This is a genomic window from Paenibacillus koleovorans NBRC 103111 (assembly GCF_004000845.1).
In the GTDB taxonomy this organism is placed as follows: Bacteria; Bacillota; Bacilli; order Paenibacillales; family NBRC-103111; genus Paenibacillus_AA; species Paenibacillus_AA koleovorans.
In genome coordinates this window covers 1-11758 of record NZ_BIMA01000161.1, presented here as the reverse complement: position 1 = coordinate 11758, position 11758 = coordinate 1, and the positions used below count along the sequence as shown (strand labels likewise).

Below are 11758 nucleotides of genomic sequence, written 5' to 3'. Positions count from 1 at the left end.
CACTCAGCAACCGACCTCAACTAACCTCAACTCTCAACTACCCTGCCTCCCCATGCTGCCGCCTCCCTTGTGCCACTATCCCTTTCACTCAGCATCAGCACCACCCGGTAACTTGAGTACCCAAGTATACAATCTGGATACCATTTTGCGCTAATTCAGTGTCTGCTCCTCAATCTGTATACCTAAGTACTCAGTTCGGGAAGCTGGGTTCGCGATTTGAGTACTTAGGTTCTCAGATCTCCCTTTTTGCCCCAAATTAACGCAATTTACTTCCTTATCTGAGTACTTTTGTTCCTTAGCTGAATCTTCCCCCGCATACGCCCGGAAACCGAACTGATTCGAACCGTATCGTCCCTGGACCACCCCAGTAATTCCCGAACAATCGAATCCGCTTGTCCAAGTTATGTTCGCCTTTCTCATTAACCATTTCAAACAACCGATTCCCCGAACCCTTGATAGAAAAGGAAACGTTTACTTGTCGAATGTTAAGACAATTATGTTGAACGATACGAAGATTCGTGTTATTCTAAGTATACTTTATTTCTAGCTTCCTCCCCAATGGCCCATGGCCAAGCCCGGTTTGTTCCCATTCATCTCCGGAAGGTGCAGCAATTGCTCGGATCCACGCCGACTTGTTGTACGGGGGTGCCGCCACTAGTGCGCCCGAACCCATATAACCTATAACCCATATACCTTTAACCTTTAACCTTTAACCTTTAACCTTTAACCTTTAACCTTTAACCTTTAACCTTTAACCTTTAACCTTTCCCATGTAGTTCGTCAGCCATTCGCCCGTTGGTGGGAGTATGGTTGGAACATGCGCCAAATTTTGGATGACGGTCTGTCGTCGACACCTCCATCGCAACCCCAGGTCGCTTAAGCCCTTCCTCGAAGGCAGCGGACCCTTAGGTGCATTTGAGCCGACAACAACCGCCTGATTTGATGCTACCTCCACACCCTATACGTCCCTTCAAAAAACGGCGAATCGGACCGCTTGCTTTTGTTTTACCAAAAACCGGTATACGCTGGCACCAAAACGGATGCAGCATCAGCGCCGGATGTTTTTCTACACGATAGGGAGGTGAAGGCTGGGACCCCACGGTTCCGGCTGTTACTAGATGAATGAGATCATGATCAATGAGGGGCGCTTCCGCGACCTGCTCAAGACCGAACACGACGCCTGCGGCATTATTTGTATTATTGAAAAAGACGGCAAGCCGTCCCGTAACAACATTCAAAAAACGATCGACGCCCTTGTGCTGATGGAGCACCGCTCCGGCTTTATCGATGGCGAAGGCGACGGCTGCGGTATCTTGACCGATATCCCGCGCGCCCTCTGGAGCAAACGCCTCGCAGCGGCAGGCCAAGACGCCGAGCTGGCGAACGATGCCCGTTTCTCAATCGCGCACATCTTCATCCCGCGCAACCTGAAGCAGACCGTGGCGCAAGTACAAGAGGAAATCCGCACCATGTTCGCCGACCGCGGCATCCGCATCATGCTGGAGCAAGAAAACCAAGTGAACAGCGAAGTGCTAGGCCGCAACGGTCGTCTCGACGAGCCTTGCTTCTGGCAAGTAGCCGCTCTCACGGAAAAGGCTGAAGTAGTCGTAGCCGACCACCTGTATGAGCTGCATGTCGCGATCGAAGCTCGCTTCAATGTACACGTGGCTTCGCTCTCCAATGTCACGGCCGCTTACAAAGTGCTCGGCGCCGCCAGCATCCTGCCGAAGTACTTCAAGGATACGCAAGATCCGCTGTTCGCCGCGCAAGTGACGATCGGTCACAACCGCTATTCGACGAACACACTGTCCAGCTTCTTCCGCGTACAGCCATTCTCCCTGCTCGGCCACAACGGCGAGATTAACACCGTTAAGAAAATGCGCATCGAAGCCGACATGGTCGGCGTACCGCTCGTAAACGGCGGCAGCGACTCGCAAGACATGAACCGGGTTATCGAGACGTTCATTCACCGTTTCGGCTTGAGCTTGTTCGAAGCGATGGAGCTCGTGTTCCCGCCGATCCACAACGAGATGAAGCTGTTCCGTCCGGAGCTGCAAGACCTGTACGTGTACTACCGCCAAATCTGGGGCCACTATGCCCAAGGTCCGGCTGGTATCGTATCCCGCTATGGCAACGAGTGCGTATTCAGCGTCGACGCCCTCGGCCTGCGTCCGGTCTGGATGGTCGAGAGCGAAGAGTCGCTCTACTTCTCTTCCGAGCAAGGCGTAATCACAGTCGACCAGATGGTCGCCGAGCCGAAGCCGATCGCCCCGGGCGAGAAAATCGGCATCGAGCTGACAGCCGGCCAGCCGATCCGCGTCGTGCCTTACACCGAGCTTCAAGCCAAAGTGCTCGAGCGTGCAGGCAAGCGGATCAACATCGGCGGCATGCGCAAGCATCTAAAGTTCGGCACGACGAGCCAAGCAATCGCCCCGTCTGCCGCAATCGGCACAACCGACAACATCTATAGCGCCTTCGGCTGGGATCGAGAAGGCATCCAGAATATCGAATCGACCGCGCAAACCGGCGCCGAACCGATTCGCTCCCTTGGCTTCGACGGCCCGCATGCCGCGCTGGCTTGGGAACGTCAGAACATTCCGGACTTCATCAAGGAAAGCGTAGCGGTCGTCACGAACCCTGCGATTGACCGTGACCGTGAACAGGAGCATTTCTCCACTCGTGTCGTCATCGGTCAGCGTCCGACAATCTATGGTCAAGTGGACGGCGGCGTGCGCTTCGAGCTGATGTCCCCGATGGTGCTGGAAGGCGAAAACGGCATCGGCTCGCAAGAAGAGATCAACCATATGTCGCTGGAGCAAATCGTGGCCGAGTGCCGCCGCCAAGGCGACAACGCGGTAGCGACGCTGTCGCTGACGTTCAAGCGCGGCTCTTCGCTGAAGGCTGCTCTGGAGCAGCTAGCTCAGGACGCGGTCGCAGCTGTCCGCGACGGAGCGATCCTCGTCCTCCTCGACGATGCGGAAGCGCACAAGAACGACAACCTGTGGATGGATCCGCATCTCGCGGTATCGAAGGTCGACATCGCCCTTCGCGCCGAGAAGCTAGGCAGCGGCGACAACCTACGCCGCCACACCGCGATCGCGCTCCGCTCTGCGGCGCTCCGCAACCTGCATGACATGGCGCTCGCTTGCGGCCTCGGCGCCGAAATCCTGTCGCCGTACTTGCTGTTCGAGACGGCGGCCGACAAGGACGGTGCCGCAGGGGCCCGCAAGGTGCTGCTGACGCTAACCAAAGGGCTGGAGAAGGTGATCTCCACCATCGGAACCCACGAGCTGCGCGGCTACACTCGCTTCTTCTCCTCGATCGGGCTGAAGCCGGAGCTGGCTGAAGTGCTTGATATCGTGAACTATCTCGGCAGCGAAACAGCCGGCACAGGCTTTGAAGAGCTCGAGCAAGACGCCAACGCGCGTTATGCCGACTTCGCGAATCCGAAGGCGAAGGCCGCGAAGAACTTCCGCTTCTTCCAGCGCATGTGGAAGGCTCTGGGCGACGCTGCTTCCGGCGAAGCTCCATACAGCGAGTATATGGAGAAGCTGCGCGAGGAAGAGAAGCGCAACCCTATCTCCATCCGCCACATCGCGGACTTCAATTACACGAAGGCTTTGCAAGGACGCAAGCCGCTCAAGCCGGCTGACGTCGATATCTCGATCGGCGGCCACAGCTTGCCGATGCTGATCTCGTCCATGTCGTTCGGCTCCCAGAACGAAACCGCGTTCCGTGCCTACGCCGAAGCCGGCGAACGCCTGAACATGGTATCGATGAACGGCGAAGGCGGCGAGATCAAGGATATGCTCGGCCGCTATAAGAAGACTCGCGGTGCGCAAGTGGCTTCCGGCCGCTTCGGCATCAACGTCGAGCTGATGAATGCCGTAGCGTTCCTCGAGATCAAGATCGGTCAAGGCGCGAAGCCGGGCGAAGGCGGTCACCTGCCGGGCTCCAAGGTAACGGCCAAGATCGCCGCCGCTCGTAACGCGACAATCGGCTCCGACCTGATCTCGCCTTCGAACAACCATGACATCTACTCGATCGAGGACTTGGCGCAGTTGATCAGCGAGCTCAAGGAATCCAGCGGCCGCAAAGCCAAGATTATCGTCAAATGTCCGGTCGTGCCGGGCATCGGGACGATCGCCGTCGGCGTAGCCAAGGCGGGCGCGGACGTCATCACGCTGTCGGGCTTCGACGGCGGAACCGGTGCGGCGCGGATTCACTCGATCACGCACGTCGGCTTGCCGACGGAGATCGGGACGAAGCTCGCGCATGTCGCTTTGATCGAAGCCGGTCTGCGCGATCAAGTAGAGCTCTGGTCTGACGGCGGCCTCAAATCCGGCGCGGACGTCGTGAAGATGATCATGCTAGGCGCGAACCGCGCCGGCTTCGGCAGCCTCGCGATGCAATCGATCGGCTGTACGACTTGCCGCGGCTGTCATCTCGACACATGCCACGTCGGTATCGCAACCCAGATCGACTCGATGGAGGAAGCCGATGAGAAGGGGCTTCGCCGTTTCGTCCCTCGCGTGTACGACTTGGCGGTAGACAGCCTGGTGCGCCTGTTCGGCGGCATCGGCGAAGAAGTGCGCCAGATCGTAGCAGACCTCGGCTACGAGAGCCTGCAAGAGCTTGTCGGCCGTTCCGATCTGCTCGAGCAAACCGCCAAGCTGGACCGCATCGACCTGTCCGACCTGTTCCGTCCGGCTCCGCTCTCTTACCTGCAAGCGGCAACGGAAGCCAAGGCGCAAGCGGCGGCTACGTCGTCTGACATTCGCGTCGCAGCCGGTGCCGAAGGCCAAGAGTTCTATCCGGACAGCCTGAGCTTCGGCAACGCTCCAATCGTGCGCAAGTGGTCCAAGGTTGTAGCCGAGACACGTATCCTGGGTACGCGTTACTCCAGCCACCGTGTCCGCGACCGCTTCGACGGAAGCTACGACAAGCTGCCTGAGATCAACCTGCAGCTGACCGACGGCTCCGTGCCGGGCAACGGCCTAGGCGCGTTCAACGCCCGCGGCGTGAACATCACGGTCCAAGGCGGCGCAGAGGACGGCGTAGGCAAAATGTCGCTCGGCGGCAAAGTCGCGATCATGAAGACGATCGGCAAAAACGGCCGCTTCATCAACGGCTCCGTCGGCAAGTCGTTCTGCTACGGCGCTCAAGCCGGTTTGTTCATCGTTCAGGGCGGCGCCGACTCCCGCGCTTGCATCCGCTTGTCGGGTGCCGACGTTATCTTCGGCGGCGAGATCAGCGCTCCGCTGCAGGATGAGCTCGGCAACATCGGCAGCCGCGCGAACCTGAAGGGCTTCGCGTTCGAGTACATGACGAACGGCCGCGCCGTCGTTATGGGTGACCCGGGTCCATGGATCTGCGCCGGTATGACCGGCGGGGTTGTGTACCAGCGCCTCGTGCCGGAGCTGGGCCTCGACCAGCAAGCGATCGAGCGCCGCGTCGCCAAGGGTGCGAAGGTCAACATCCAGACGCTCGGCCCGCAAAGCCGTACCGACCTGACCGGGCTGCTCAACGCCTACAAGCAAGAGCTGCTCGCAACCGGCCAGCCGGAAGCGGCTGCCAAGATCGACGCTCTGCTCGGCGATCTGGACGGGAACTTCGTCCGTATCTCGCCGGTCGGCATGCAAGCCGATCAGTCGGTAGCGACGGAATAATAAGTTAAGGGAATATAAATTTTATCCCGGTGTGGGTTTCTTCCAAGGAGGATGCCCCACCGGGTCTTTTTCTTTTGCCGGATGTGCAGTAAGATAGTACGTACATAAACCATGACACGATCGGGGAGGTTAGGAATGAAACGCCGCAAATCTTTTCTCCAGCGCTGGCCGCTATGGCTTCTGTTGCTGCTCATCCTTGCCTCCGTCAACTTCGTCTCGCTCCCCTATTATGTAGAAATCCCGGGCAGCACCGAACCGCTGGACGAGCGCGTCATCGTGCAAGGGAAAACCGGGCGAGATCAAGGCGAGCTTATGTTCACAACGGTGTTCTCGCTGAGTGCCAGTCCCTATACGTGGTTGTACGGCAAGCTGGCGCCACACGCTAAGATTGTCCCGAAGCAGACACGGTTAGGCCGGGTGAGGAGCCCGGAGTCGTATCAGAGGCTGCTGGAATGGATGCGCGACGATTCGGAAGCCAGTGCGATGATCGCTGCGCTGCGCGTATTGAACAAACCGGTGCAATTGAACTACGAAGGCGTTATTATTCAGTATTTTCTCGAGAATGCCCCCTCCGCGAAACTGTTGTATGAAGGCGACATCGTGACCGCCGTGGAAGGCAGTCCGGTGAAGACGACCGACGATCTGAAGACCGTTCTCGCTGGAAAAAAGCCCGGGGATAAAGCGGCTGTGACGGTAAAGCGGGGCTCCCGCACCGAGACGCTGCAAGTGCCGCTCATGGAGCTGGACGATGCGGCGGGCAAACGGACCGGCTTCGGCTTCGGCTATTCGACCGTGCAAGTCCCGATTCATCAGGAGGATATTCGTTTCGATCTGAACGATATCGGGGGGCCTTCCGCCGGCTTCATGATCGCGCTCGAGATTGTGTCCCAGTATGAGGGCGGCACGTTGCCTAGAGGGTACAAAGTCGCCGGTACGGGCACGGTCGACGCGGACGGTACGATCGGCCAAATCGGCGGTATCGATCACAAGATCATTACTGCGGCCAAGTCGGGTGCCGACTATTTTATCCTGCCGCGCAACGTCAATCCTACCGACCGCAATGAGACGGACGCTCGGGCGGCCTACGAGAAGCTAGGAAAAACGAAGATGCAGCTCCTCCCTGTCTCTACGCTGGCTGAAGCTGTCGAGACGCTGAAGAAGCTCCCTGCTGCCAGTCCGACAGGGAGCCGCTGAAACGGGAGCTTGGTTTTAGTGGGGATAGCTTGGTCCGACTGTAGACGGCCTCATATTGCCTCTCTGCCCGCCCTGGCCTTCGATCGTATTGGGTGTGCCGCCGTTCGAGTCGCTTGGCCGGATGTTTTGTCCGTCGCGGTAGTTTTTGTCCCCTTCGCTGCCGCCTTGAGGCAAATGCGGATTGACACGGTCCATATCTACATTGCGATCATTCAGCATGCCCCGTCGGTCGGTATTGTTGTACTCTTGTTTGATCTTGAACTCATTGTTGTTGTCGTTGCAGCCCGTCAAGCCGACTGCCATTCCGCAGACCGCGGCTGCCGCCAGCGTGAATGCGATCCATTTTTTCGCTCGCATTGTACAAAGTTCCTCCCCTGCATTCGTAATTTGAACAATCCCTGATAGGGTGCCCATATTCGTCGCCGCTAACAAAAGGAGCAGATGACCATGCACTTGTCCCGGCAGCCGCTTAGGCAAACGATTTTGTTCGACCTGGACGATACGCTAATCCATTGCAACAAATATTTTGATTTCGTGCTCGACCAATATTTCGACCTAATGATGACCTGGTTCTCGGCTTATCGGCTGACAGCCCAGGAAGTGAAGGACAAGCAATACGAGATCGACGAGCAAGGCGTGAAGCGGCATGGTTTTACGTCGGATCATTTTCCCCAGTCGCTGGTAGATGCTTATGATCATTTCAGCGCGTTGACCGGTCGGGAGACGTCGGAGGAGGAACGCGCGCGGTTGTACGACTTGGGCCGCAGCGTGTACTTGCAGACGATTGAGCCTTACCCGAACATGACGGATACGCTGGAACGGCTGGCCAATCAGGGGCATGACTTGTTCCTCTACACCGGCGGGGATACGGTCATCCAGGAGAGCAAGGTGAAGCAGATGGGGTTGAACGCCTTTTTCGAAGATCGGATCTTCATCTCCCCCCACAAAACAACGCCGGTCATGGAGTCCATTCTGGAGAAGCATCGCTTCGACCGGAACAAAACGTGGATGATCGGCAACTCGATCCGTACCGACATCGTCCCCGCCATCGAGACCGGCATCAATGCGATTCATATCCCGGCCATTACCGAGTGGAAATTTAACATTGTGGATATTCACGTCAAACCTACGCGGTTGTACCTGCAGCTGAAGTCGCTGCTTGAGGTGCCGCCTACGATTTTGCAGCACGGGATGTGAGGGTTTGGGCAAAGAAAAGGACCTCTGGAGTTGGAACACTCCGATGGTCCTTTTTGGTGTACGTGCGCCCGGGTCGGGTTGAGTTTAGTTAGGTTGAGTTGAGCTGGGTTGGGTTGGGTTGGGTTGGGTTGGGTTGGGTTGGGTTGGGTTGGGTTGAGCTGAGTTGAGCTGGGGTGAGTTGAGTTGAGCTGAGTTGAGCTAGGTTTAGTTGAATTAAGTTGAGTTAAGTTGAGTTTAGTTGGAGCTGAGTTGGAGCTGAGTTGGAGCTGAGTTGGAGCTGAGTTGGAGCTGAGTTGAGCTGAGTTTAGTTTTGTTGAGCTAGGATGTGTTGAATTTAACTTAGCTTAATAGCGCCTGCCGCGGATGTTCGTGTAAAAGCGGGTGTTGCCGCCTTCGAACAGGGCGTTCAGCAGGAGCACAGCTGCCGTCAGAAGGTGCATCAACATACCCAGGATCGGAATCCAAGCCACGACCGACGTGATAATTCCGAGGACGCTGCCGATGCCCGGCGTTTTGTCTTTGCTGCACAGCAGCAGGGTGATGATATGCAGGACGAACATAACCCACAGCGGCGTATAGCCGGTTCCGATAATGAACAAGCCACCTATGATCGGGATGCCTAGGAACGCTTCCATGCCCCCGGTCACGAATTTCATCAAACGCGACAACGTCATCGCGATCGCCTCCTTGAATATGGAGCGCCTGCTTGGCTGGGCTGCGGCGTCCCCTTTGATAGCTCTATTATAACACCCCGTGTGGCCGATCACATTGGCCTTTCGGTTGAATCGGCACTGGACCGAGGTCCAGTTAGACCCGAGGGCGATTCCTGCACCGCATACATTCTGCAATTTCTGCATCTATTTTCTCTCCTACTGCCTAATTTCTACGTAAAGTATAGTCGCGAATAGTACAGTTAATTTTCTCATACTTCTCTGTTCGAGGAGATTGGCGGGAAAATAAATGCAGTTTTGTACACTAATCTTACGGAATGCGAGTTTTGAGTTAAACTAGCTGTAGTTTCTGCAACTCGTCTATTTTAGATTAAAAAGACCCCATCTGCACATTCAAGAGGCATCTCCGAATTGCAGCTAAATGGGGTCCTTGGTAGGCTGTTAGGTTGGTAGGCTACTTACTTCTTCTTAGCGGCTCGGTACGCTTCCGTGTAGCTGGCGGCCTTCTGCGCCACGAGCTCGTAGTTGCCGGTCTTCACGGCGTCGGCCGTCAGGTCCGAGCCGATGCCTACCGCAACGGCCCCGGCTTGGATCCATTCGCCGAGGTTGGAGAGCGAGACGCCGCCCGTCGGCATAATGTTCGCTTGCGGCAGCGGGCCTTTAATGGCCTTAATCATCGCCGGCGAGTACAAGTTGCCCGGGAACAGCTTGATGATGTCTACGCCTAACTCGAGGGCGTTCTGGATCTCTTGGATCGTCATGCAGCCCGGCATGATCGGCACGCGATACCGGTTGCACAGCTCAACCGTGCGCGGGTTCAAGGATGGGCCGACGACGAACTCGGCCCCGCTCAAGATGGCGGCGCGAGCCGTCTCCGGGTCGAGCGCCGTGCCGACGCCGATGATGGCGAAGCGGCTGTCGTCCTGCGCCGAGCTGGAATAGCGCTTGGCCAGCTCTTCGATCGCCCGAAGGGCGAATGGCACGGTCATCGTCACCTCGATGACTTTGATCCCGCCGGCGATGGCTTGCTCGGCCATCTGCACGACTTCTTCCGGCGTCTCGGCGCGAAGGACGGCAACTACGCCGGCATCGGTAATTTGCTGCAGCAATTTGATTTTTTTCATAGGTTGGGTACTCTCCTCCTCGTTCTATCTCCTATCGCTCGATATGCGCGGTTTTGTTCAAAAAAGCCTGCACTTGGTCCCAAGTCGGGAGCCCTTCCCAGTCGCCCTCCATCTGCACGACCATGCAGCCGATCAAGTTGCCGATTCGCACGGCTTCTGCATGCGTGTAGCCTTTCAACAGACCGGTGATGAAGCCCGCGCAAAATCCGTCCCCGGCGCCAACGGTATCGACGACCCGCTCCGCCTTGAAGTACGGCACGGCTTCCACCGTTCCTCGCTCCACGACATACGTCTCGTCGTCGCCGCCCTTCACGATGGACACGGCGGACAGCTCGTTCAACTTAGCGATAATGGCATCAAAATCGTCGGTCTGATACAACAGCTTGAGCTCGTCCAATCCCGGGAGGAAATAATCCGCTTGCGCAGCAAGCTCCAGCAGCACGGGGCGCGCCTCCTCGATCGTCCACAGCTTGAGCCGCAGGTTCGGATCGAAGCAGACGAGCACGCCGTGTTTCTTGGCGATGCGAATCGCTTCGCGCACCGCCTCGCGGCATGAAGCGCTGAGCGCCGCCGTTATACCGGTGACGTGCAGGATGCGGGCTTGTGCGATGTAGCTCTCGTCGAGTTGGCCGGTCCCCATCAGGCTGGCGGCAGAGTTGCGACGGTAGTAGTAGACGGAAGACTTCCCGGAGACAACTTCGCGGACGATCAACCCGGTCGGTCCCGCATCGGATAAAGTCGCTCTGGACACATCGACACCTTCGCCTCGAATCAGCTTCAGGATGTACTTGCCGAGCGGGTCGCTGCCGAGGCTGCCGAACCACCCTGCGGTATGGCCCAGGCGGGCGATGCCGATCGCCAGATTGCTCTCCGCGCCGGCTACGGATTTCTCGAAATGCGCCGAAAATTCGATTCCCTTCGGGCCTGTCGGCATCAGGAGCCCCATGGACTCGCCGAATGTAACAACCTCAGGCGACCTAGTGCTGGAAGACGTTGCGGCTGGTTGAATCATCGTGCTTGCTCCCCCTTGTAAATGAAAGCCCGGCTGACTGTTTAAGTCTAGACTAGCCGACTTTCCTGTATGTTGTCATTCTACCAAGTCCATCCCCGCCCGACAACTGGCCCGCTTTAGGTGGCCTTGGGAAATCAATGTGGAAAACCGCATACAATCGAGCGCCTTCTGCTCCGTACCCTATCCTTGTGAACCAAACTTCGCTGTAGATGAACCTCCTTTCGCTCTAAATGAACCAAACTTCGCACCCTATGAACCCTTTTTCGCAAGTCAGCTCCGAAATCCCCCAACTATGAACTCAAGTACATTTCTCGCGAAGCCAGCTTCCCGAATGATGTACTTAGGTTCATAGATCACCTCGCTGCACTCTGTGACGGAAATTGGGTTCATAAGAATAGGAACCTGGATTCAGATGGACCACTCCGATGGTGGGAGATGCAGTTTACTTTGGTGGCGGAGTGGTAGTGGTTGGTCTGGTAGGCGCGCGCTCCCCGTCCCGGATCAGATGTACAGCCATTCTACATCTGAAGCTCAAAAAGCCCCAATTTCGCCTGCAGATGTAGAGGATTTGTGCATCTACACGCAAAAGCGGGCTATTTCCGCAGCCAAAGCATAAAAAATGGACATCTGAACGGCAAAAATCAAGGTTAGATGTAGAAATCTTATACATCTGAGCCGGGAAAAAGCCGATTTGGGCCCTTAGTTGTATAAAGCTTATACATCTGGGTTGGACGTCGTACTCGAAATACGCGTGGAGAGAGCAATTAGCAAAAGGTTGCGGCGAGCAGCATGATGGCGAACGTTCGGCGGTAGGCGACGTGAGATAGACTGGGTTACCTGGTCGGGCAAGTTTAGTTAATGGGGCAAGTTTAATTGGTGGGGGAGCAGGAG

Annotated in this window: 7 protein-coding genes; 3 read left to right on the top strand and 4 right to left on the bottom strand. The window is 56.8% G+C overall.

The window, feature by feature from the left end; all coding sequences use genetic code 11:
• The first annotated feature begins 1118 nt into the window (after window positions 1-1118).
• Window positions 1119-5669 (top strand): glutamate synthase-related protein, encoded by a 4551-nt coding sequence (locus PKO02S_RS29770; protein ID WP_246067636.1) that lies wholly within the window; start codon window positions 1119-1121, stop codon window positions 5667-5669.
• Between the two features lie 135 nt (window positions 5670-5804).
• On the top strand, window positions 5805-6863 hold the full coding sequence (locus tag PKO02S_RS29765) for a YlbL family protein (RefSeq protein ID WP_164821766.1): 1059 nt from the start codon (window positions 5805-5807) through the stop codon (window positions 6861-6863).
• Between the two features lie 15 nt (window positions 6864-6878).
• Here the strand turns inward: PKO02S_RS29765 and PKO02S_RS29760 are convergent, their stop codons facing one another.
• On the bottom strand, window positions 6879-7220 hold the full coding sequence (locus PKO02S_RS29760; protein WP_127588646.1) for a hypothetical protein: 342 nt from the start codon (window positions 7218-7220) through the stop codon (window positions 6879-6881).
• Between the two features lie 90 nt (window positions 7221-7310).
• Here PKO02S_RS29760 and PKO02S_RS29755 point away from each other — a divergent pair, with 90 nt between their 5' ends.
• Entirely contained in the window at window positions 7311-8060 is a 750-nt protein-coding gene (locus PKO02S_RS29755; protein WP_127588645.1) for an HAD family hydrolase, read from the top strand.
• A 344-nt stretch (window positions 8061-8404) separates the two neighbouring features.
• On the opposite strand, the gene PKO02S_RS33775 is transcribed toward PKO02S_RS29755, so the two are convergent.
• From PKO02S_RS33775 to PKO02S_RS29740, 3 genes are all read right to left on the bottom strand, one after another.
• The gene (locus PKO02S_RS33775; RefSeq protein WP_307720052.1) at window positions 8405-8917 is read right to left on the bottom strand and encodes a hypothetical protein; all 513 of its coding nucleotides are present in this window, start codon (window positions 8915-8917) and stop codon (window positions 8405-8407) included.
• A gap of 272 nt (window positions 8918-9189) precedes the next feature.
• Window positions 9190-9855 carry a bifunctional 2-keto-4-hydroxyglutarate aldolase/2-keto-3-deoxy-6-phosphogluconate aldolase gene (locus tag PKO02S_RS29745; RefSeq protein ID WP_127588644.1) on the bottom strand — a complete coding sequence of 222 codons (666 nt, stop codon included), beginning with the start codon at window positions 9853-9855 and terminating at the stop codon, window positions 9190-9192.
• A 31-nt stretch (window positions 9856-9886) separates the two neighbouring features.
• Window positions 9887-10867: a sugar kinase gene (locus PKO02S_RS29740; RefSeq protein ID WP_127588643.1), complete on the bottom strand. Its 981-nt coding sequence runs from the start codon at window positions 10865-10867 to the stop codon at window positions 9887-9889.
• Window positions 10868-11758 lie beyond the last annotated feature (891 nt).

Bases quoted from the DNA above. Each gene is read 5' to 3' on its own strand.
- PKO02S_RS29770 (WP_246067636.1), top strand. From the start codon at position 1,119: ATGAATGAGATCATGATCAATGAGGGGCGCTTCCGCGACCTGCTCAAG.
- PKO02S_RS29765 (WP_164821766.1), top strand. From the start codon at position 5,805: ATGAAACGCCGCAAATCTTTTCTCCAGCGCTGGCCGCTATGGCTTCTG.
- PKO02S_RS29760 (WP_127588646.1), bottom strand. From the start codon at position 7,220: ATGCGAGCGAAAAAATGGATCGCATTCACGCTGGCGGCAGCCGCGGTC.
- PKO02S_RS29755 (WP_127588645.1), top strand. From the start codon at position 7,311: ATGCACTTGTCCCGGCAGCCGCTTAGGCAAACGATTTTGTTCGACCTG.
- PKO02S_RS33775 (WP_307720052.1), bottom strand. From the start codon at position 8,917: ATGCAGAAATTGCAGAATGTATGCGGTGCAGGAATCGCCCTCGGGTCT.
- PKO02S_RS29745 (WP_127588644.1), bottom strand. From the start codon at position 9,855: ATGAAAAAAATCAAATTGCTGCAGCAAATTACCGATGCCGGCGTAGTT.
- PKO02S_RS29740 (WP_127588643.1), bottom strand. From the start codon at position 10,867: ATGATTCAACCAGCCGCAACGTCTTCCAGCACTAGGTCGCCTGAGGTT.